The organism is Microbacterium sp. JZ70, assembly GCF_053903225.1.
Window position 1 is genome coordinate 2,624,275 of sequence record NZ_CP096405.1, and the last position, 21,330, is coordinate 2,645,604.

The following is a 21,330-nucleotide window of genomic DNA, read 5'->3' on the forward strand; positions in this document are numbered from 1 at the left end:
CCGGAGGCGCCTGTGCACGCGTCGTCGGCCGCTCAGCGGCACTCGGGCGCACCCGCGCGCCGGTAGGCTTGTCCCATGGCACGCAGCACTTCCGCCGAGAAGCGACCCGGCTTCTTCTCGCAGATCAGGTCACTGTTCACGTTCACCCGTGAGGCCTTCCCCTGGCTCGGCTGGCTGCTCGCCGGGATCGTGGTGCTCGGCGTCGCCCTCGGCGTCGTCGTCGGCTTCCTGCTGCAGCCGCAGTGGTGGGGCATCCTCCTCTGGGGCATCACCGGACTCATGGTGGGCGCGCTCGCTGCCATGATGACCATGACGCGCTTCTCGACGCGCGCGATGTACCGCAAGCTCGACGGCATGCCCGGCGCCAGCGGCCACGTCCTCTCGAACATGCTCGGCCGCAACTGGCGCGGCGAGGAGATGCCGGTCGGCATCAACCCCAAGACGCAGGAGGCGGTCTACCGCGCCGTGGGCCGCGGCGGCATCGTCGTCGTCGGAGAGGGCTCCAAGGGCCGGCTCACGCGCCTCATGCGCGACGAGCGGATGCGCGCCCAGCGTGTGGCGTCGGGGGTCCCGGTCCACGAGTTCTACGTCGGCCACGGCGAGGGCGAGGTGCCGATCGACCAGCTCGCGAAGACGATCAAGGCCCTGCCGAAGGCGATCGACCGCGCCACGATGGGCGCCGTGCTGCAGCGCATCGAGTCGGTGTCGCAGTCGATCACGTCGCTGCCCATCCCGAAGGGCATCGACCCGACGAAGGTCCGCTCGCAGCGGCCGCGCTGATCCTCTGACATGACGATGCCCTCGCCGCGCGGCGAGGGCATCGTCATGTCAGAGGCGTCACGCGCGCAGGAGGACCGTCCCGGCGGCCTTGTCATGCAGGCCCCGCTGGTCCTGGTCCCACACGACGGCCGGGATCACGAGCATGAGGAGCGCGGTGCGCACGATCGGCCGCCAGACGCCCGTCCACGCGCCATCCGCTCGGACCAGGCGCATCCCGACGAGCCGGTGCCCTGGGCTCCCGCCGAGCATGGGGATGAAGAGCACCTGCAGCGCCGCGAACACCATGAGCGGCGTGAACATCGTGAGACCGGCCTCGCTGGGCAGAGCGAACTGGTCGTACCCGAAGAAGGCGGATGCGATGAGGGTCGCCGCCGCGTAGTCGATCGCGAGCGCGGCGATGCGGCGGCCAGGACGGGCGATCGAGCCGGCGCCCGATGCCGGCAGGCCCAGGCTGGCCCCCGGGTGGTCGGCGTGGGTGGGGGATGTCACCCGACGAGCCTAGAGGAACCGGGCTGTGTAACATGCCGGAAACATAAGGGACATGACGAGGCAACGCCGGAGCCGTAGGTTTGCCGCGTCGTCCGTTCCACGGATTGCCCCACCCGAGATCCCACAACTGGAGCCTCAATGTTCAAAGATTCCTCCGAGGTCCTGAAGTTCATCAAGGACGAGGACGTCAAGTTCCTCGACATCCGCTTCACGGACCTTCCCGGCGTCCAGCAGCACTTCAACATCCCGGCTTCCACCGTGGACGAGGAGTTCTTCACGGTCGGCCAGCTCTTCGACGGCTCCTCGATCCGCGGGTTCGCGAACATCCACGAGTCGGACATGCAGCTCATCCCCGACGTGTCGACGGCATACCTCGACCCGTTCCGCGAGGCGAAGACGCTCGTGATGGTCTTCGACATCTACAACCCGCGCAACGGCGAGATCTACGCGAAGGACCCGCGCCAGGTCGCCAAGAAGGCCGAGAAGTACCTCGCCTCCACCGGCATCGCCGACACCGCGTACTTCGCTCCCGAGGCCGAGTTCTACATCTTCGACGACGTGCGCTACGAGGTGAAGCAGAACGCGAGCTTCTACTCGGTGGACTCCGAGGAGGGCGCGTGGAACACGGGCCGCGCCGAAGAGGGCGGCAACCTGGCCAACAAGACCCCGTACAAGGGCGGCTACTTCCCGGTGTCCCCCGTCGACAAGACGGCTGACCTCCGCGACGACATCAGCCTCAAGCTCATCGAGGCCGGCCTCGAGCTCGAGCGCGCGCACCACGAGGTGGGCACGGGCGGCCAGCAGGAGATCAACTACCGCTTCGACACCATGGTGCACGCGGCCGACGACATCCTGAAGTTCAAGTACATCGTCAAGAACACGGCCGAGGAGTGGGGCAAGGTCGCGACCTTCATGCCCAAGCCGCTCTTCGGCGACAACGGCTCCGGCATGCACACGCACCAGTCGCTGTGGGCCGACGGCAAGCCCCTCTTCTACGACGAGACCGGCTACGGCGGCCTGAGCGACATCGCCCGCTGGTACATCGGCGGCATCCTCGCGCACGCTCCCGCGGTCCTCGCGTTCACGAACCCGACGCTGAACAGCTACCACCGTCTCGTCAAGGGCTTCGAGGCTCCCGTGAACCTCGTCTACTCCGCCGGCAACCGCTCCGCGGCCATCCGCATCCCGATCACCGGCTCGAACCCGAAGGCCAAGCGCATCGAGTTCCGCGCCCCCGACGCGTCGGGCAACCCGTACCTCGCGTTCGCCGCGCAGCTCATGGCCGGCCTCGACGGCATCAAGAACCGCATCGAGCCGCACGAGCCGGTCGACAAGGACCTGTACGAGCTCCCCGCCGAGGAGGCCAAGGGCATCCCCCAGGTCCCGAACTCGCTGCAGGACTCGCTCGACGCGCTCCGCGAGGACCACGCGTTCCTCCTCGAGGGCGGCGTGTTCACGCAGGAGCTCATCGACACCTGGATCGAGTACAAGGAGGAGAACGAGATCAAGCCGCTCGCGCAGCGTCCTCACCCCTTCGAGTACGAGCTGTACTTCGGCGTCTGAGCCGCGCACAGCGATGCTGAGGAGCGCCCCGGGGACCTGTTCCCCGGGGCGCTCCCGCGTCCGTGGAAGGATGGCGCCATGAGCGACTCGCGCGTGATCGCCGTCTTCAGCACGAAGGGCGGCGTCGGGAAGACGACGACCGCCGTGAACCTCGCCTGGCAGGCCACAGCGGACGGGCATCGCGTCCTCCTGTGGGACCTCGATCCGCAGGCGGCCGCGACGTGGCTGCTCGGTGTGCGCCAGAAGCTGCGCGGCGGCGCGGAGGCGGTCCTCTCGGGCGAGCGCTCGGCCGCCAAGGCCATCCGGGAGACGTCGGTCGAGGGGGTGGACGTCCTGCCCGCCGACGCCTCCTACCGCGACCTCGACATCGCCCTGGACGCGACGAAGAAGTCGGGGTCGCGCCTCGCGCGCGTCCTGAAGCCGCTGCGCGACGACTACGACGTCGTGATCCTCGACTGCCCGCCAGGCGCATCGCTCGTCGCCGAGAACGCCCTGCGTGCGGCCGACGTCGTGCTCGCGCCGCTCGCGCCGTCGCTGCTCTCGCTACGGTCCTTCGACCAGGTGCGCGACCTGCTCGCCGAGGACGGGCGCGACGCCGCGCTCGTGGCGTTCCTCACGATGGTCGACCGGCGCAAGCGCAGCCATCGCGACGCCGCTGACGAGCTGCCGTCGCGCGTCGCCGAGATCACCGACATCGTCGTGCCGTTCACGGTCGTCGCGGAGCGCATGGGCGAGAAGCACGCGGCGATCGGCGCCTTCGCTCCGCGCTCAGAGGCCGCGAAGGCCTACGCGGCGCTGTGGCACCGGGTCGCGCGCGCGTGACGGGCCCTCCGCCCCTCGGCCGCTAGGCGGGATCGCCGTAGAAGAGGCGCTCGAACACCTTCCGCGACCGTCGCGACGCGCGCAGCCAGTCCTCCTCGACGTCGTTCGCCGAGTACGGCGGGTACTCGAGGATGCGTCCGATGCCGTCGAGCGCGCGACGGTCCGTCGGCAGCACGTCGCTCGTGTTGCCGGAGTACAGCGTGTTCGCCGAGCGCAGGCGGGCGGCGAGCCGCCACGCCGCCGCCAGCTGCGAGGCGTCGGCCTCCGACACGAGGCCTGCCTCCCTGGCCGCCGTGAGCCCCGCGATCGTGGACGTCGTCCGCAGCTCGGGGCGCGCGTGGCCGTGCTCGAGCTGCAGCAGCTGGACCAGCCACTCGACGTCGCTCAGGCCGCCCGGACCGAGCTTGAGGTGCCGGGTGCGGTCGATCCGCTGCGGCATGCGCTCGTTCTCGACACGGGCCTTGATCCGCTTGATCTCCCGCGTCGAGGCGAGGTCGATGCGCTCGGGGTACCGGATCTCGTCGGCCATCGCCATGAAGTCGCCGATGAGCTTCGCTGAGCCGGCCACGCCGCGCGCGCGGAGCAGCGCCTGCGCCTCCCACGAGAGCGACCAGCGCCGGTAGTACTCGGCGTACGCGTCGAGCGAGCGCACGATGGGGCCGCTCCTGCCCTCGGGGCGCAGCTCCGCGTCGAGATCGAGCGGCAGCCGGAAGTCCTCCGACACGCGACGCAGCTCCGACACGATCCGCGCGGCGAGGTCGTGCGCGCGCGTGGGATCGACCTGCTCAGGCCGGTACACGTAGAGCACGTCCGCGTCCGATCCGAACCCGAGCTCGGCTCCGCCGAAGCGGCCCATCCCGATGATCGCGAAGTCGAGCGAGTCGTCCTCCGGCGGCACGACGTCCCGCCGCACGGCACGCAGCGTCGCCTGGATCGTGACCTCCGTGATGGTGGTCAGCGCGTCGCCCAGCTCCTCGATCGTGATCGCGCCGAGCACCGCGCCCATGGCGGTTCGCAGCATCTCGCGACGGCGGAGGGCGCGCACGGCGGCCATCGCCTCCTCGAGCCCCGCATGACGGTCCTGGATGGCGCGCGCCTCCGCCCGCAGGACGTCGCCGGCTCGCGGGCGGAGGCGCTCCTGATCGTCGAGCCACGCGACCGACTCGGGGATCCACTCCATGAGATCGCCGATGTACCGCGACCCCGACAGCATCTTCGTGAGCCCCTCGGCGGCACCCGTCGAGTCGCGGAGCATGCGCAGGAACCACGGGGTGTCGCCGAGGCGCTCGCTGATGCGCCGGTACGAGACGAGGCCGTGGTCGGGGTCGACGCCGTCCGCGAACCAGCGGAGCATGACCGGCATGAGGTGGCGCTGGATGGTCGCCTTCCGGCTGAGACCCGCGGTGAGCGCGCGGATGTGCCGCAGCGCGCCGCCCGGGTCGCGGAGGCCGATCGCGGCGAGGCGGGCGTGCGCCTCGTCGGCCGTGAGGCTGCGCTGATCCTCGGGGAGCGCCGCGACCGCGGACAGCAGCGGGCGGTAGAACAGGCGCACGTGCACGTCGCGCACCTCGCGCTTGATGCGCTCCCAGAGGCGCTGGACCCCCTCCCCCGTGTCGGCGAGTCCGCTCGCGCGCGCGAGCACGCGCAGGCCCTCGTCCGTGCGCGGCATGAGGTGCGTGCGCGTGAGGCCGATCAGCTGGAGGCGGTGCTCGAGCAGCCGGAGCATGCGGTAGTCGCGCGCGAACGTCGCGGCGTCCTGTCGCCCGATGTACCCCTCGGCGACCAGCGCGTCGAGGGCGTCGAGCGTTCCCGCGATGCGGATCGTCGTGTCGGCGACACCGTGGACGAGCTGGATGAGCTGGACCGTGAACTCGACGTCCCGGATGCCGCCGGGGCCGAGCTTCAGCTGGTAGGGGACGTCAGCGGGCGGGATGTGCTCCATGACGCGCTCGCGCATCCCCTGCACGCTGTCGACGAAGTTCTCCCGCCCCGCGCTCGCCCAGACCTTGGGCTGCGTCCCCGCGACGTACGCGGCGCCCAGGTCGCGGTCTCCCGCGAGCGGCCGCGCCTTGAGGAGGGCCTGGAACTCCCACGAGTGCGCCCATCGGTCGTAGTAGGCGAGGTGCGAGGCGAGGCTGCGCACGAGCGCGCCCTGCTTGCCCTCGGGGCGGAGATTCGCGTCGACCTCCCACAGCGGGGGCTCGACCTCCATCTCCGAGATCCCGCGCATCGTCTGGACCGCGAGGCGGTGCGCGATGTCGAGGGCTCGCGCCTCCGTGATCTCGGCGTCGTCGGCGACTCCCCCGACGAAGATGACGTCGACGTCGGAGACGTAGTTGAGCTCGCGCGCCCCCGCCTTCCCCATCCCGATCACGGCCAGGCGCGTCTGCGCGACCTCGCCGCGCGGGAAGAGACCTGCCCCGGCCGCGCCCGTCGCCGCGCGCGCACGCGCGACCGCGAGAGACGCCTCGAGAGCGGCGCCCGCGGCGTCGGCGAGCGCCGCCGAGACATCCCTCACGGCGTCGACCGGGTCCTCGGAGAGCAGATCGTAGGCCGCGATGCGCGCGAGCTGCTCGCGGTAGGCGACGCGCAGCGCCACCCACGCCGACTCGTCGGCGGTCGCGGCGAAGCCGTCCTCCGCGCCGACCGCGCCGAGCAGGGCGCCGCGCAGCGCGGCATCGTCCGGGAGCACGTCGCCCGCGTCGACGAGCGCCGGGAACGATCCGGGCCGTCGCAGGTAGAAGTCGGCGAAGCCGCGGGACGCCCCGAGCAGACGCCACGCGACGGCCCTGCCGCGCGGATCCGCGAGCGTGGCGGCGACCTCCTCGGGTGCTCGACGGGCGATCCGGAGGAGGCCGTCCAGCGCCTCGTCCGGATCGGCTGCGCCGCCCGCGTGCTCGAGCAGCGCCTCACGCGGCAGGCCTGCGAGCTGCGACAGCTCCGAGATCTCCGCGTCGGCGCGCTCGAGACGGCTGAACCCCATCCGCGCGAGCCCGGTCAGACCGGTGGCGCGGCTGCCCGTCGTCATCGCGATGCGCCCGCGTCAGATGACGTCGAGCGTCGACTTCAGCTCGTACTGCGTCACCTGCGCGCGGTACGCGTCGTACTCGCGGCGCTTGTTCGCGAGCACGTAGCGGAACACCTGCTCGCCGAGCGTCTCCGCGACGAGCTCGCTGTCCTCCATGAGCTTGATCGCGTCGTACATGCTCGTCGGGAGCGACTGGTACCCGAGGGCGCGGCGCTCGGCGCTCGAGAGCGCGCCCACGTTGTCCTCGGCCTCGGGAGCGAGCTCGTACTCCTCCTGGATGCCCTTGAGGCCCGCGGCGAGCATGAGCGAGTACGCGAGGTACGGGTTCGCCGCGGAGTCGATCGCGCGGTACTCGACGCGCGCCGAGCCGCCCTTGCCGGGCTTGTAGAGCGGCACGCGGATGAGCGCCGACCGGTTGTTGTGCCCCCACGTGACGTAGCTCGGCGCCTCGTCCCCGCCCCACAGGCGCTTGTACGAGTTGACGAACTGGTTCGTGACGAGAGCGATCTCGTTCGCGTGGCGCATGAGACCCGCGATGAACTGTCGCCCGACCCGGGAGAGCTGGTACTGCGCGCCCTCCTCGAAGAACGCGTTCACGTCGCCCTCGAAGAGCGACATGTGGGTGTGCATGCCGCTGCCCGGCTCGCCCGCGAGCGGCTTGGGCATGAAGGTCGCGTGCACGCCCTCCTCGATCGCGACCTCCTTGACGACCGTGCGGAAGGTCATGATGTTGTCCGCCATCGTCAGCGCGTCGGCGTAGCGCAGGTCGATCTCGTTCTGCCCGGGGCCGACCTCGTGGTGGCTGTACTCGACCGAGATCCCGAGGTCCTCGAGCATGCGCACCGCACGGCGGCGGAAGTCGTGCGCCGTGCCGCCGGGCACGTTGTCGAAGTAGCCGGCCCGGTCGACGGGCTCGGGGCCCTCGGCGCCGAAGCTGCTCGACTTGAGGAGGTAGAACTCGATCTCCGGGTGCGTGTAGAACGTGAAGCCCGCATCGGCCGCCTTCGCGAGCGTGCGCTTCAGGACGTTGCGCGGCTCAGCGGGAGCGGGCTGGCCGTCGGGCGTCGTGATGTCGCAGAACATGCGCGCCGTCGGGTCGACCTCGCCGCGCCACGGCAGGATCTGGAACGTCGACGGATCCGGGAACGCGAGGAGATCCGACTCGTACGAGCGGGTCAGGCCCTCGATCGCGGAGCCGTCGAAGCCGATGCCCTCCCGGAAGGCGCCCTCCACCTCGGCCGGCGCGATCGCGACCGACTTCAGGGTGCCGAGCACATCGGTGAACCACAGGCGCACGAACTTGACGCCGCGCTCCTCGATCGTGCGGAGCACGAAGTCCCTCTGCTTGTCCATCGGATCCTCTCTGCGACCTGACGTCCGCTCGCGCGGCGCGTTCTCAGACTACTGGTCCGCCGAGCCGTCTCGACGCGCCGACCAGTCGTCCTCGCGCGCGTCCTCCTCGGCCCATGCGCGCGAGCGCGCTTCGAGCACCTCGGGAGCCTTCGCTGCCTCCTCGGCGGTGTCGAACGGGCCTGCCCGGTCGACGGCCGGCGAGACGAGGCCGAACTCCACCTCGCCCGTGCGCAGGTTGTACCAGTACTTCTTCTCGGGGTCGTCGTCGAAGCTCATGTCCCGATCCTAGGCACGTCGGCGACGGCGGGCCAGGAGCCCGGCCGCGGCGACGAGGACGAGCCCGAACGCCATGGCGCCCTGGACCCACGGCCCCACGACGACGCCGGCCGTCGTGCCCTCGCGCAGCTCGACATCGGCGATCATCGCCCCCGCCTCGTCGATCGGCAGCGCGTCGACCACCGAGCCGTCGGCCGCGATGATCTGGCTCGTGCCCGTCGTCGACAGGTTCACGACGCTCCGGCCCGTCTCGATCGCGCGCATGCGCGCGAACGCGAGCTGCTGCAGATTCTCGTCGGTCCCCCGGAAGTCGGCGTTGTTCGTCTGGAACATGAACACCTCGGCGCCGTCTGCGATGCCCTCCGCGATGAGGGAGTCCGAGATCACGTCGAAGCAGATCGCGAGGCCGATGCCCACGCCGCCGACGTCGAACACCGGCGAGTCGTCACCGGGGGTGTACTCCCGCTGGATGAGCCCGATGAGGTCGGGGGCGAGGGCCTCGAAGAGCGGTCGGTCGGGCACGTACTCCCCGAACGGCACCGGATGGCGCTTGGAGTGTAGCTGCGTCGCGCCATCCTCGGTCCACAGCATCGACGTGTTGTAGATCGGGTCGTCGCCCGAGGTGGGATCTCCCCCGCGGGCCGACGCGGCGTTCATGAGCAGCGGCGCATCGAGCGCACCCACGACGGTGTCGAGATAGAGCGCGGTCGTCTCGTTGTAGAGGGGGTCGCTGTCGACGCCGCCCTCGGGCCACAGCACGACGTCGACATCGGCGTCCCGCAGCGGCTCCGACGCCGTGATCTGCGCGTTCAGCACGTCATACGGCTCCCGTGCGTCGAGATAGGCGGCCGGGCCGTTCCCCTGCACGGCCCCGACCGAGATCTCCCCCGCGGGCGCGGTCGGGAACGGCGGGACGAGCATGAGCACACCGAGCAGCGCAGCGGGCGCGACGAGGGCCAGCACGCGCCGGCCCGCGCGATGAGCCGAGCGCGCCATCCGCACGGCCTCGATCGCGAGGGCGCACACGAGGACGATGACGAAGGTGATCCCGCTCACGCCGATCCACGACGACAGCGGCGCGAGCGGGCTCTCGGACTGGCTCATGCCGACGCGCCCCCACGCGAATCCCCCGTACGGCCACGAGCCGAGGGTCGCCTCGCGCCACGTCCACAGCATGGCGACGGCGACGGGCAGCACGACGAGGCGGACGGCCCCGGCGCGCGACGCGCGCGGGAGCCACCGGTAGGCGAGGGCGAGCGGGATGGCGCCGATCGCCATGAGCGCGGCCTCCACGACGGCGAGCGCGACCCACGGCACCCAGGCGAACGGGTTGTCGCCGAGGAACCCCGCGGCCCACGAGACGTGCGGCAGGTAGAACGCGAGCGCGAAGACGAAGCCCACGAGCAGCGCCGAGGCGATGCGGCGTCCGACGAGGGACGCGAGCGACAGGGCGACGGCGGGGAACGCGAGCGGCCAGATCCCGAGCGCGGGGAAGGCGGCGTCGAGGGTGAGCCCGCCCGCGGCCGCCGCGACGGCCGCCGCCCACAGCGGCAGCAGGGGGCGTTCGGGCATAGGCGACAGCCTATTGCCCGCGCCTCGGCGACTGCCTGGACGAGGCGCCTCCCGCGCTCACACGGAGCTGTAGGCCACGATGCCCCGTCGCACGGCGTCGAGCGCGGTCCGCGCAGTGCGCGCGAGATCGCCCTCCGCGACGATCGACAGCTGGTCGAGCAGGTCGATCGTCTGCTTGGCCCAGCGCACGAAGTCGCCTGCCGCCATGTCGGCGGCCGTCAGCACCCGATCGAGGGCCTGGCCGCGCGCCCACATGTGCATGGCGGTAGCAAGCGCGGTCGCGGGCGGGTTCGATCCCGGCAGCCCGTGATCGCGCTCGAGGTCGTCGAGGCGGCTCCAGAGCTCCTCGGTCGCGGCGAGGGCCTCCCGGAAGGCTCCCCGTGGCAGGCCGTGCGCCTCGGGCGCCTCGTCGCGCCGCGGCTCGTAGACGAGCGCACAGGCGAGGGACGCGAGGCCCGCGGCGTCGAGCCGGCTCCAGAGCCCCTGCCGGAGCGACTCCGCCACGAGCAGGTCGCGCTCGCCGTAGATCCGCCGCATCCTGCGGCCGGCGGCGGTCAGCGCGAGGCCGGTCTCGCCCGGCTCGACGTACTCGAGCTCCGCGAGCACGTCGAGGATGCGGTCGAACTGGCGCGCGACGCTCCCCGTGCGCCCCTCGATCTGACGACGGAGCTTCGTGACGTCGCGACGCAGTCGCCAGAACCGCTCGCCCCAGCGCGCGTGCTTCTCCCGGTCGGGGCACTGGTGGCAGGGGTGCCGCTGCATGCGCTTGCGCAGACTCTGGATGCGGTCCAGGCGCTGCTGACGCCGAGCGCGCGACGCGCTCACGTCCTTGCGGTCGGCCTTCTCGAGGTCGCTGAGCTCGCGCCGGATCCCCGCGTACTCGGCGAAGTCGCCGCGATCGCACGCCATGGCCTTCTCGTATCCGGCGAGGGACTCCTCGGCCTCCTTGACCTGCCGTGCGAGGCCCACGACGGCGCGGTCGGCCTGGAACTGAGCGAAGGACGACTCCAGGATCTCCCGTGCGCGCTCCTTGCCGAACTGGTCGATGAGGTTGACCGCCATGTTGTACGTGGGGCGGAAGCTCGAGTTAAGCGGATACGTGCGCCGCGACGCGAGCGACGCCACCGCCTGCGGGTCGAGTCCGTCGGTCCACTGCACGACCGCGTGGCCCTCCACATCGATCCCGCGGCGGCCCGCCCTGCCCGTCAGCTGGGTGTACTCCCCCGACGTGATCGGCACGCGGGCCTCGCCGTTGAACTTCTCGAGCTTCTCGAGCACGACCGTGCGCGCGGGCATGTTGATGCCGAGCGCGAGCGTCTCCGTCGCGAAGACGGCCTTCACGAGCTTGCGCTGGAAGAGCTCCTCGACGACCTCCTTGAAGGCCGGCAGGAGGCCCGCGTGGTGCGCCGCGACCCCGCGCTCGAGATCCTCGCGCCACTCCCAGAACCCGAGGACCCCGAGGTCCTCGTCGGGCAGGCTGGCCATCCGCTTGTCCACGATGCGCCGGATCTCGGCGCGCTCGTCCTGCGTCGTGAGCCGCACGCCCGATCGGCGCACCTGCTGCACCGCCTGGTCGCAGCCCATCCGGCTGAAGATGAAGAAGATGGCGGGGAGCAGGTTCTGGCGCCCGAGCAGCTCGATCACCTGCGGCCGGTCGATCCGCTCCATGCGCCCGGCGGGCCCCGGCCGCCGGTACGACGGCCGCCGACCGCGGCGCCGCTTGTCGAAGAAGTCCTCGTTGGCCCGATGGCTCTGCGCGAACGACGAGCGCACCCGCATGAGCTCCTGGTTGACCTGCGCGGCCGCGGCACCCGCCCTCTCGTCGAACAGCGGCAGGAGGTCGCCGCGCACGAGGACGTGCTGCTCGAGCGGAACGGGCCGCGTCTCGGACACGATGACCTCGGTGTCGCCGCGCACGGTGTCGAGCCAGTCGCCGAACTCCTCGGCGTTCGACACGGTCGCGCTGAGGGAGACGAGTCGCACGCCCTGCGGGAGGTGGATGATGACCTCCTCCCACACCGCGCCGCGGAACCGGTCGGCGAGGTAGTGCACCTCGTCCATCACGACGTAGCGGAGCCCGCGCAGCGCCGAGGAGCCGGCGTAGATCATGTTGCGGAGCACCTCGGTCGTCATCACGACCACGCGCGCGTGCGCGTTGATGTTCGTGTCGCCCGTGAGCAGGCCGACCTCGTCCTCGCCGTAGACCTGCTGCAGCTCGCGGAACTTCTGGTTCGACAGCGCCTTCATGGGCGTCGTGTAGAAGGCCTTCTCCCCCGGCGTCCGCATCGCGAGGTGCACGGCGAACTCGCCGACGATGGTCTTGCCCGCGCCCGTGGGCGCGGCGACCAGCACGCTGCGCCCGTCTTCGAGCGCCTGGCAGCCCGCCACCTGGAACGGGTCGAGCTCGAAGCGCTGCGCCTCGGCGAAGGCCGTCGTGATCGGGTGCCGACGGCTCTCGCGGGCTGCGGCGTAGCTTTCGGATGGGCTCAGGCCGCTCATGCTCGAAGACTATCGCGCGCATGCGGCCGGCGCCGCTCACACCTCGGGGTCGACGAACATCTCCGGATGGCGCTTGCGCTTGCGCCGGTCGAACAGCATCGACAGGAGCCCCGCGAGCACGTACAGGACGATGAGGATGCCCGCGAGCAGGAGCATGGACGTGATGTCGGCCGCGGGCGTCGAGATCGCGGCGAACGCGGTCGCCACGACCACCGCGACCCGCCATCCCTTGAGGATGGCCTTGCCCGTGATGATGCCCGCGAGATTGAGCGCCACGAGGAACACGGGGCTCACGAACGCGACGCCCAGGACGAGCAGGAGCTTGAAGACGAAGTCGTAGTAGTAGTCGTACTTGTAGAACTGCGCACCCGCCTCGGGCACGAACGACGCCATCAGCTCGATGATGTGGGGCATGATGACGAGGCCCACGTAGCAGCCCGCGAAGAAGAGCGGGATCGCCGTGGCCATGAAGCCGACCGTGTAGCGGACCTCCTTGCGCGTGAGGCCCGGCATGATGAACGCCCAGATCTGCCACAGCCAGACCGGCGCCGACATGAGCAGACCGAGCGCGAACGCGATGCGCATGCGCATGTCGAACCCCGCCGTGACGGAGTCGAAGTTCAGCTGCGCGAAGTCGTCTCCCCGCCTCTCGGCGACCAGCGCGATCGGCTGTGTGAGGAGGTGGATGACGGGATCGGTGATGAGGAAGGCCACCACCATGCCGACGACGAGCGCGGCGGCCGCGATCATGAGCCGCTTGCGCAGCTCGAGCAGATGCGCCGCGAGGGTCATCTTGCGGTCGCGGTACGGCCCGTCCTCCGGCATGGCGACCTCCGTGTCGGTCGTCGCCATGCGCGGCTAGCTCTGCGGCGTGCTGCCGGCGGAGCCATCCGCCTTCGGCCGCTCGACGGTCTCGCCGTTCAGCGTGTACCCCGGCTCGGCGGCCTTCTTCGTGTCGTCCTCCCCGCTCTCCTCCTTCATCTGCTTCATCTCGCCCTTGAAGACGCGCGCCGACTGGCCGACGCTCTTGGCGAGGGCAGGGAGACGTGCCGCGCCGAAGAGGAGGAGGATGACGGCCAGCAGGATGAGCAGGTGCCAGCCGTTGAGATTGCCGAGCATGAGGGGTCTCCATCGATCGGAAGTCTGGGTTCGAGGCGATTCTAGCCCGTCGACCCGACGCGCCGAGGTCGGCCCGGCGATCGGAAACTGTTTTCCTCGAGGACGCTCAGCTGACTTCGTACAGCGCGAGCCCCGCGCGGGCCCACTCGGCCGCCGCGCGGCGCGCCTGCGGCGGCGACACGATCTCGAGCCGCCCGCCGAGCCGGGCGGCGAGTCGGCGCAGCGTCTGCGCGTCCGCGATGCGGATGCGGGCGGTCGCGGTGCCGCCCTCCTCGGACACCTCGGCGTGCCTGAGGTAGTCGCCGAGGAGCGCAGCGGCATCCGCGGGGTATCGCACGACCGCGATCTGTTCGCCGTCGACCTGCCCGAAGCCCGCCTCCCCCGCGCGCTCGTCGCGATGCTCGATCGGGATGTCGGTCAGGCGCGCCTCGCTCACCCGGTCGAGATGGAACGTCCGCACCGCGCGCCGCAGGTGGCACCACCCCTGGAGGTACCACTGCCCGTTCGTGATGAGGACGCTCATGGGGTCGACGGTGCGCGTCGTCGGCCCGGCGTCGGGTGCGCGGTAGGTGAACGACAGCGCGACCCGCGCCGTGAGCGCGCGCGAGACGAGCGATCGCACCTCGTCGACCGGCTCGGGCGCGACGACGAGCTCGGCGGGCGCTCCCGACGCACCGCGCGCGAGCTTCTCGACGAGGCGGGCGTACACCTCGGTGTCGGCGACCCCGGGGATGCCGCGAGCGAGCTGCAGACCCGCGAGCAGCGCGGCGGCCTCGCGCGCGGTGAGCCGCGGCGCGCGGTCGAGGGCGACCTTCTCCTTGATGAGGATGACGTCGTGCTCCTCGAGGAGGTCCCAGTCGATGTCGAACATCTCGTTCGGCATCTGGTACCAGCCGTCCTCGCCGGGGAGTCCGATGAGCGGCAGGCGCCGCACGAGCCGGCGCATCTGCGCCGGCGTCACGTCGAACTCGGCCGCCGCGTCGTCGACGGACACCTCGCCGCGCTCGAACAGGAACGGCACGAGCGTCAGGAGGATGCGGACCTGGTCGCTCGCGAGGAGGTTCGGTCGCTGGACGGTCATCGTGCCTCCCCCTCGTGCAGCGCGGCGACCGCGCGCAGGCGCTCGATGACGGCCTCGCGCAGGTCCGCGGGCTCCACGACGCGCACCTCGGGACCGTACGAGGCGAGCTCGTCGGCGAAGATGTGCCGGTCGACGTAGGGGACGCGGTAGCCCTGCACGGCGGGCTCCGCGCGGCGCAGCAGGCGGAGGGCGCCCTCGCTGCCCGGCGTGACCTCGACGAGAGCGCGCTGCCTCGCCGCGACCTCCTCGAGCCCGGACAGGGCGCGCTCGCCCGCTCCCTCGCGTGCGGATCGGTCGAAGGTCTCCGCCGTCGTCTCGACGTCGCCCGTGATGCGGCTGAGGAGGAACGTCCGGTCCGCGTCCGCGTCGAGGTCGCGGCCGTAGACGTGCCAGCGCCCCTCGTACTCGACGAGCGCGAGGGGTGCCAGCCGCCGACGGCGTGCGCGCTCCTCCCCCGGCTTGAGGTACGCGAACGTCACGACGCGGGATGCCTCGATGGCCGACTGGAGCGGCGCGAACGCCGGCTCGTGCGCCGTGAGCCGTGGCGCGAAGCCGAGGATCGGCTCATCCACGTCGATGCCGAGCGCGCGGATCTTCCGCAGCCCGGAGCGCGCCTCCGCCGACAGCGATCCCGAGCTCCACACCTCGCCGGCGAGGCTCAGCACGGCGAGCTCCGACGGCGAGAACGAGATGTCCTCGGGGAGGTGGTACTCCGACTTCGGGATGCGGTACCGGGCGTCGCGGAGGTCGTTCGGGTCGGTGCTCGAGGGGATGGTCTCGAGGGGCACCCCGAGCGCGCGGAGGTCGTCCTTGTCGCGCTCGAACATCTTGTCGAGCGCGTCGGACCGCGCGCCAGCGCGCTGCCGGTACCCCGACACGCTGTCGAGGATCTGCTGCTTCGTGAGGCCGATCTCAGTCGCCACGAGGGCGACCACGAGATTCATCAGTCGCTCTTCCGCTGGGATCCGCTCGGCCACGAGAGCCATCCTAGGGATCCCCGCGGGGCGAGGGGCGCACCCGCTACGGGGTGGGCGCGTCCTGCACGCCGAGGATGTCCACGACGAACACGAGCGTCGCGCCGCCGGGGATCGTGCCCTGGCCCTCGTCGCCGTATCCGAGCTCCGGGGGCACGACGATCATGACCTGCGAGCCGATCGTCTGGCCCACGAGGCCCTTCGTGAAGCCCTCGATGACGCCGTCGAGCGGGAACGGGACGGGCGATCCGTTCTCCCACGACGAGTCGAAGACCGTCTTCTCGTCCCACAGGACGCCCGTGTAGTGCACGAGCGGCGTGTCGTCGGCGGTCAGCTTCTCGCCGTCGCCCTTGATGAGCGCCTGGACGACGAGCTCCTCGGGCGCGGGCGCGTCGGGGACGACGATGCCCGGGCGTCCGTCGGGATCGCGCACGACGCTCGGCAGGCCGAACCCGTCGTTGTACTGGAGCGTCCCCGAGGCGGCTGCCGGGTAGACCTTGCGCACGTCGACCACCGCGACGATCGAGCCCTCCTGCGGGAAGCCCGCCTGGGCGTACGTCTGCCGCGCCTCGGGGGCCACGTCGTCCTCGGCGAGCGCGGCGATCACGCGCGAGCCCTCGGTCGCGCATTCGAGCGCGTCCTCGAGGCCCGGGAACTGCGTGGTCCACTGCGACAGGGCGCCGACGCTCGAGAGGTCGCCCGAGTACGACGTGCCGATGATCATCTCGCCGGTCGTGCCGTCGTAGAGGGTCATGTCGAGCACACCGGCCTGGTCCATCGTCGCGATGGCGGGGCCGTCGCCCACCTCGACGTCGGCATATGCCGTCTCGTCGACGTGGAACGGCGACCGCATGTCGACCTGCGGCGCCTCGTCGAGTGCTCCGTCGACCTGGACGAGGTCGGGAAGCGTCGGGTCGGCGCCCTCTGCACGGTCGCACGACGATGCGCCGGATCCTCCGACGGGGCTGCAGCCGGCCAGGGCGAGCGTGGTCAGGGCGGCGACGGAGAGGAGAGCGGGGGTCTTGCGCACGGGCATCAGTCTAAGCACCCTGCTCGCCCTCCCCCGACACCGCACCGGCCGCGAGGCGAGCGCCCTCCGCCGCGCGCTGCGCCTCGCGCACCCGCTTGCGGAGGTTCTTGTCGGTGATGTCGCGGTCCCCGACGGCGCCGGGGGTCCAGATCTCGAGGTCCTCGTCGGTGTAGCTCTTCTTCGACGCCCTGCGCTTCACCTCGGGGGGCACGACGCCCGGGGCGAGGCGGCGCGCCGTGATGAGGAAGCCCGTGTGCGCGACCATGCGGTGATCCGGTCGCACCGCGAGCCCGTCGACGTGCCATCCGCGCACCATCGTCTCGCTCGCCTCCGGCTCCGTGAAGCAGCCCAGCACGCGCAGGAACTCGGCCACGCGCGACAGCTGCGTCGCGGTCGCGACGTAGCAGATGACGACGCCGCCGGGAGCGAGCGCGTCGGCGACCGGCTCGAGCACCTCCCACGGTGCGAGCATGTCGAGCACGACGCGGTCGACGCTGCCCGGCTCGACCGCGCCGGGGAGCGCCTCGGCGAGATCGCCCTCGACGACCGACCAGTGCGCAGGGCGCTCGCCGAAGAAGGTCTCGACGTTCGCCATCGCGACCTCGGCGAACTCCATGCGCCGTTCGAACGAGATGAGCCGTCCGGACGCTCCCACCGCACGCAGCAGCGACAGCGACAGCGCTCCCGAGCCGACGCCGGCCTCGACGACGACCGCGCCGGGGAAGATGTCGGCCTGCGCGACGATCGCCGCCGCGTCCTTGGGGTAGACGATCGCGGCGCCGCGCGGCATCGACATCACGAAGTCGCGGAGCAGGGGCCGCAGCGCGAGGTACTCGTGTCCGCTCGAGTTCTCCACGACCGAGCCGTCGGGCTGGCCGACGAGCTGCTCGTGCCGGAGCACGCCGTGATGGGTGTGGAGCTCGCCGCGTTCGCGGAGCGTGATGGTGTGCATCTTGCCCTTCGGGCCGGTGAGCTGCACACGGTCGCCGAAGCGGAAGGGGCCGCGAGGCGCGGTCATGGGTGTCCTCCGGGAGATGGGGGTCAGGAGCGGTGGGCGCTGTACAGCGCGGTGATGTCGGCGATGCCGCGGCCCTCGAGGGTCGGCCACAGCTCGTGTGCGCCGACGCCGTCGAGACCGACGAAGTGCGGCACGCCGAGCGACACGGCGCCCGACGAGACGGCGGCGCGCAGGCCGTTCGGCGAGTCCTCGATCGCGACCGTGTGGGCGATGTCGACGTCGAGCAGCTCGGCGGCGCGCAGGTACGGGTCGGGGTGCGGCTTCGGCATCGGCACGTCGTCTCCGCCGAGCACGAGGTCGAAGGCGTCGAACTCAAGCAGCTCGACGATCGCGGCCGCCATGCGGTGCATCGACATCGTGACGAGCGCGGTCTTCACACCGGCCGCGCGCAGCTCGCGCAGGAGCTCCTGCGCGCCAGGGCGGAACGGGACGCCGAGCTCGCCCATCTGGCGCAGCACGTCGTCGGTGAGGTGCTCGACGATCGCGTCGACGTCCATCCGCACGCCCGCTCCCTGCAGGACGCGCGCGGCGTCGTGCAGGCCGAGGCCCACGAGCTGCAGAGCCTGCTCGTGGTCCCAGGTGCCGCCGAAGCTCTCCACGAGCGGCGTCTCCGCGGCCATCCAGTACGGCTCGGAGTCGATGAGGGTGCCATCCATGTCCCAGAGCACGGCGTGGGGCTGCTTCACTGTCACCGGTTCAGCCTACTGGGGCGGCATCCGGGACTAACCTGGACGGACACCCGCGCTGCGGGAGGAGGGAACCCGGTGCAGACACTCGGACGCAGGATCATCGTCGCCGCCTTCGACGGCTGGAACGACGCCGGAGAAGCCGCCACGGGAGCCGTGCGGCAGCTGCGCGAGGAGGCCGACCTCAGACCCGCGTTCTCGGTCGACCCCGAGCTCTACTTCGACTACCAGTACACGCGGCCGCAGATCGAGTCCGACGGGGAGGGCGGCCGCAGCCTCCGCTGGCCCGAGGCGACGCTGCACCGCCCCGAGCAGGGCACCGGCGACGTGTGGTTCTGGACGATCACGGGAAGCGAGCCGGCCCGCGCGTGGCGCTCGTTCGCGAGCGAGTTCGTCGACCGCGCGCTCACGGAGGGCATCACGGGCCTCGTGACGCTCGGATCGATGATGTCGGATGTGCCGCACACGCGGCCGATCTCGGTGTTCGCGAGCAGCGAGAACGCCGAGGTCCGGGCGCAGCTGGGCCTCGAGCGCTCGACGTACGAGGGGCCGGTCGGCATTCTGACCGTGCTCGGCGACGCCGCCGAGCGCGCGGGCATCCCGACGCTGTCGCTGTGGGCGAGCGTGCCGCACTACGTCGCGGGCGCGACGCCGTCGCCCAAGGCGACGCTCGCACTGCTCACGCGACTCGAGGAGCTCACGGGCGCGATCGTCCCCAAGGGGACCCTCGCGACCGACGCCGCCGCCTGGGAGGCCACGATCGACGCGGCGGCCGCGGACGACGAGGAGATGAGCGAGTACATCCGCCAGCTCGAGCAGACGCGCGACACCGTGGACTCGCCCGACGCATCGGGCGACGCGATCGCGAAGGCGTTCGAGCGGTACCTCCACCGCGACGACCCGCGCGACGGACGCGACGGCCGCCGCTGAGCGGAAGGGGCGCTGCACCTGGGCGCCCCTTCCCGATCAGTACGCGGTGAGGACGCCGGTCGCGAGCAGGGCGAACAGCACGAGGCCGAGGCCCACGCGGTACAGCACGAACGGCAGGAAGCTGCCGCGCTTGAGGTACCGCATGAGGTACGCGATGACGATCCAGCCCACGACGAACGCGATCACCGTCGCGACGAGCGTCTCGGCCATCCCGTAGCCCTGCTCGCCGGGCTCGGTGAGCGCGTGCATGAGCTCGTAGAGGCCGCTGCCGAAGACCGCGGGGACGGCGAGCAGGAAGGAGAACTCGGCGGCCGCCGTGCGGTTGTAGCCGAGCGCGCGAGCGGCGGTCGTCGTGGCCCCCGAACGCGACACGCCGGGGATGAGCGCGAGCGCCTGCGCGACGCCGAGCGTGAGCCCGTGCGGATAGGTGATGTGCGCCATGTCGCGCTCGCGACGCCCGTAGCGGTCGGCGAGACCGAGGATGATGCCGAAGACGATGAGCACGGTCGCGACGAGCCAGAGGTTGCGGAAGACGTCGCGGATGACGTCCTGGAAGAGGAAGCCGAGCACGCCGATCGGGAGCGTGCCGATGATGACGAGCCATCCCATCCGCGCGTCCGGGTCGTTGCGCGGCACGCGTCCGGACAGGGACAGGGCCCACTGCTTCACGATGTGGACGATCTTCTTCCAGAAGTACACGAGCACCGCGAGCTCGGTGCCGATCTGGGTGATCGCGGTGAAGGTCGCTCCCGGGTCCGATGCGGACGGCAGGAACTCGCCGACGACGCGGATGTGCGCGCTCGAGGAGATCGGGAGGAACTCGGTCAGGCCCTGCACGAGCCCGAGGATGATGGCTTCGATGAACGACATGGGGTCTTTCTCTCGCGATGCCGCGGCGGAGCGCGCGACGTCACGACTTTAGGCGACGGCTGCTGATGATCGCGTCAGACTCCCGGATGACCGGGGAGCGCGGGCTCCTCCGTGCGGATGAGGTCGGCGATCCGGTCGGCGACCTCCTCGGCCCGAAGCTCGGTCGTGTCGATCATCTCCGCTCCCGCCGGCCTCGCCGACGGATCGCGCGATTCGCGGATCGCCCTCTCCACGCCATCCCGGATCGCTGCGGCGCCCAGTCCGCGGCGATGATCACCCACCAGAGGAGGCCCTTCCCCACGCGCCCGCGCGTGATGCCGCGACGCGAGAGCCCGGTCGGAGGCATCGAGCCAGACGACCCGCACTCCCGAGGTCAGGGCGGCCACCTCGTGGGCAGTCCGCGGATCAGCGGTCATCACGACGTGGCGGATCCCTCGCCGCGCCATCGACGACGCAAGCCGCACCGCGTTCGTCGCACGCAGCGCCGACCCGGCGGGCGGATGCGCGCTCTCGCCGAGGAAGCCGAGCTGATGGCTGTCGATGTACCCGACGGCGGCGCCTGCCCATGCGAGTCTCAGGTAGGCGAGGAACCCGCTCGTCGAGAGGCCGACGCCGCCGGGACCGGTGAGCACGGTCATCCGCGGCGGCTCGCCCGCCTCGCGCGGGCTCCGGCCATCCGTCTCCGGGGGCGGAGCCGCGATGAGGTCCATGCCTGCGAGCTCCTCCGCGACGTCGGCCGCGTCTCGGCTCGTCGTGTCCACGACGGCTTCGACCCAGCGTGTGTCGAACCGACGAGCGTATGCGACGGACTCCGGGCCGAGCTCGACATTCCACCCGCGTCGCTCCACGCGCGAGAGGACCTCCCCGTCCGACGCGCGGAGATACACGACGCGGGCCTGCCGGCGCTCCCGTCCTGGAAGAAGGCGCTCGAGGTGCTCCGGGTCGTCGACGACACCGGCGACGATGAGGAGGGATGCTCCCGCAGCCAGGAACCCGGGTTCCACGGAGCGGAGCCCGTCCGCGATGAAGTCGTCCTCGGTTGCGTCGACTCCCGACGCGTTGCGCAGCTGGTCGGCGTCGATGAACGCAGCGTCGATCCCCCGCTGACGCAGTGCTCGTTGGAGAAGCCATCCGACAGTGGACTTCCCGACACCCGATGTGCCGCACAGCCAGAGCAGCGGAAGCATATCGGCGAAGCTAGCAGGTCAGACCGACGGCTGGAGGACCACCGGTGGCGACG

Annotated in this window: 19 protein-coding genes; 4 read left to right on the forward strand and 15 right to left on the reverse strand. The window is 71.2% G+C overall.

Annotated features, from left to right (window positions below; all coding sequences use genetic code 11):
- Window positions 1–75: 75 nt before the first annotated feature.
- Window positions 76–780, forward strand: a complete 705-nt coding sequence (locus M1D46_RS12170; RefSeq protein ID WP_271172096.1) for a DUF4191 family protein — start codon at window positions 76–78, stop codon at window positions 778–780.
- Between the two features lie 57 nt (window positions 781–837).
- On the opposite strand, the gene M1D46_RS12175 is transcribed toward M1D46_RS12170, so the two are convergent.
- Window positions 838–1,269 carry an RDD family protein gene (locus tag M1D46_RS12175; protein ID WP_282977963.1) on the reverse strand — a complete coding sequence of 144 codons (432 nt, stop codon included), beginning with the start codon at window positions 1,267–1,269 and terminating at the stop codon, window positions 838–840.
- Window positions 1,270–1,407: 138 nt separating this feature from the next.
- Between M1D46_RS12175 and glnA the strand changes: the two genes are divergently transcribed.
- Window positions 1,408–2,832: a type I glutamate--ammonia ligase gene (gene glnA / locus M1D46_RS12180; protein WP_324014568.1), complete on the forward strand. Its 1,425-nt coding sequence runs from the start codon at window positions 1,408–1,410 to the stop codon at window positions 2,830–2,832.
- A gap of 78 nt (window positions 2,833–2,910) precedes the next feature.
- Window positions 2,911–3,654 (forward strand): ParA family protein, encoded by a 744-nt coding sequence (locus M1D46_RS12185; protein WP_456285659.1) that lies wholly within the window; start codon window positions 2,911–2,913, stop codon window positions 3,652–3,654.
- 22 nt (window positions 3,655–3,676) lie between these two features.
- On the opposite strand, the gene M1D46_RS12190 is transcribed toward M1D46_RS12185, so the two are convergent.
- The 12 genes from M1D46_RS12190 to M1D46_RS12245 all read right to left on the reverse strand — a co-directional run bounded on the left by M1D46_RS12190 (window position 3,677) and on the right by M1D46_RS12245 (window position 18,260).
- Window positions 3,677–6,682: a bifunctional [glutamine synthetase] adenylyltransferase/[glutamine synthetase]-adenylyl-L-tyrosine phosphorylase gene (locus tag M1D46_RS12190; protein WP_456285660.1), complete on the reverse strand. Its 3,006-nt coding sequence runs from the start codon at window positions 6,680–6,682 to the stop codon at window positions 3,677–3,679.
- Between the two features lie 15 nt (window positions 6,683–6,697).
- A complete protein-coding gene (locus M1D46_RS12195) occupies window positions 6,698–8,035 on the reverse strand; it encodes a glutamine synthetase family protein (RefSeq protein ID WP_271172101.1) in 1,338 nt (445 codons plus the stop codon).
- Between the two features lie 48 nt (window positions 8,036–8,083).
- Window positions 8,084–8,311 (reverse strand): SPOR domain-containing protein, encoded by a 228-nt coding sequence (locus M1D46_RS12200; RefSeq protein ID WP_271172102.1) that lies wholly within the window; start codon window positions 8,309–8,311, stop codon window positions 8,084–8,086.
- A 9-nt stretch (window positions 8,312–8,320) separates the two neighbouring features.
- Window positions 8,321–9,883, reverse strand: a complete 1,563-nt coding sequence (lnt, locus tag M1D46_RS12205; protein ID WP_456285661.1) for an apolipoprotein N-acyltransferase — start codon at window positions 9,881–9,883, stop codon at window positions 8,321–8,323.
- A gap of 57 nt (window positions 9,884–9,940) precedes the next feature.
- A complete protein-coding gene (locus tag M1D46_RS12210) occupies window positions 9,941–12,382 on the reverse strand; it encodes a DEAD/DEAH box helicase (RefSeq protein ID WP_456285662.1) in 2,442 nt (813 codons plus the stop codon).
- A gap of 36 nt (window positions 12,383–12,418) precedes the next feature.
- Complete coding sequence (gene tatC / locus M1D46_RS12215) at window positions 12,419–13,234, reverse strand: twin-arginine translocase subunit TatC (RefSeq protein ID WP_271172105.1); 816 nt, start codon at window positions 13,232–13,234, stop codon at window positions 12,419–12,421.
- A 6-nt stretch (window positions 13,235–13,240) separates the two neighbouring features.
- Window positions 13,241–13,501, reverse strand: coding sequence for a Sec-independent protein translocase subunit TatA (gene tatA / locus M1D46_RS12220; RefSeq protein ID WP_271172106.1), 261 nt, complete (start codon window positions 13,499–13,501; stop codon window positions 13,241–13,243).
- A 106-nt stretch (window positions 13,502–13,607) separates the two neighbouring features.
- Entirely contained in the window at window positions 13,608–14,582 is a 975-nt protein-coding gene (locus M1D46_RS12225) for a helix-turn-helix transcriptional regulator (protein ID WP_456285663.1), read from the reverse strand.
- Window positions 14,579–15,568 carry a helix-turn-helix transcriptional regulator gene (locus tag M1D46_RS12230; protein WP_374727732.1) on the reverse strand — a complete coding sequence of 330 codons (990 nt, stop codon included), beginning with the start codon at window positions 15,566–15,568 and terminating at the stop codon, window positions 14,579–14,581. Before M1D46_RS12230 ends, M1D46_RS12225 begins: the two co-directional genes overlap by 4 nt.
- Window positions 15,569–15,602: 34 nt before the next feature.
- Entirely contained in the window at window positions 15,603–16,586 is a 984-nt protein-coding gene (locus M1D46_RS12235) for an FKBP-type peptidyl-prolyl cis-trans isomerase (protein WP_456285664.1), read from the reverse strand.
- Between the two features lie 10 nt (window positions 16,587–16,596).
- Window positions 16,597–17,604, reverse strand: coding sequence for a tRNA (adenine-N1)-methyltransferase (locus M1D46_RS12240; protein WP_456285665.1), 1,008 nt, complete (start codon window positions 17,602–17,604; stop codon window positions 16,597–16,599).
- 23 nt (window positions 17,605–17,627) lie between these two features.
- A complete protein-coding gene (locus M1D46_RS12245) occupies window positions 17,628–18,260 on the reverse strand; it encodes an HAD family hydrolase (RefSeq protein WP_456287165.1) in 633 nt (210 codons plus the stop codon).
- Window positions 18,261–18,368: 108 nt separating this feature from the next.
- On the opposite strand from M1D46_RS12245, the gene M1D46_RS12250 reads away from it, so the two are divergent.
- Window positions 18,369–19,220: a PAC2 family protein gene (locus tag M1D46_RS12250; protein WP_271172111.1), complete on the forward strand. Its 852-nt coding sequence runs from the start codon at window positions 18,369–18,371 to the stop codon at window positions 19,218–19,220.
- A gap of 36 nt (window positions 19,221–19,256) precedes the next feature.
- Here M1D46_RS12250 and M1D46_RS12255 read toward each other — a convergent pair whose 3' ends face one another.
- Window positions 19,257–20,090 carry an undecaprenyl-diphosphate phosphatase gene (locus M1D46_RS12255; RefSeq protein ID WP_271172112.1) on the reverse strand — a complete coding sequence of 278 codons (834 nt, stop codon included), beginning with the start codon at window positions 20,088–20,090 and terminating at the stop codon, window positions 19,257–19,259.
- Window positions 20,091–20,164: 74 nt separating this feature from the next.
- Window positions 20,165–21,277: an AAA family ATPase gene (locus M1D46_RS12260; protein ID WP_456285666.1), complete on the reverse strand. Its 1,113-nt coding sequence runs from the start codon at window positions 21,275–21,277 to the stop codon at window positions 20,165–20,167.
- Between the last annotated feature and the right edge of the window lie 53 nt (window positions 21,278–21,330).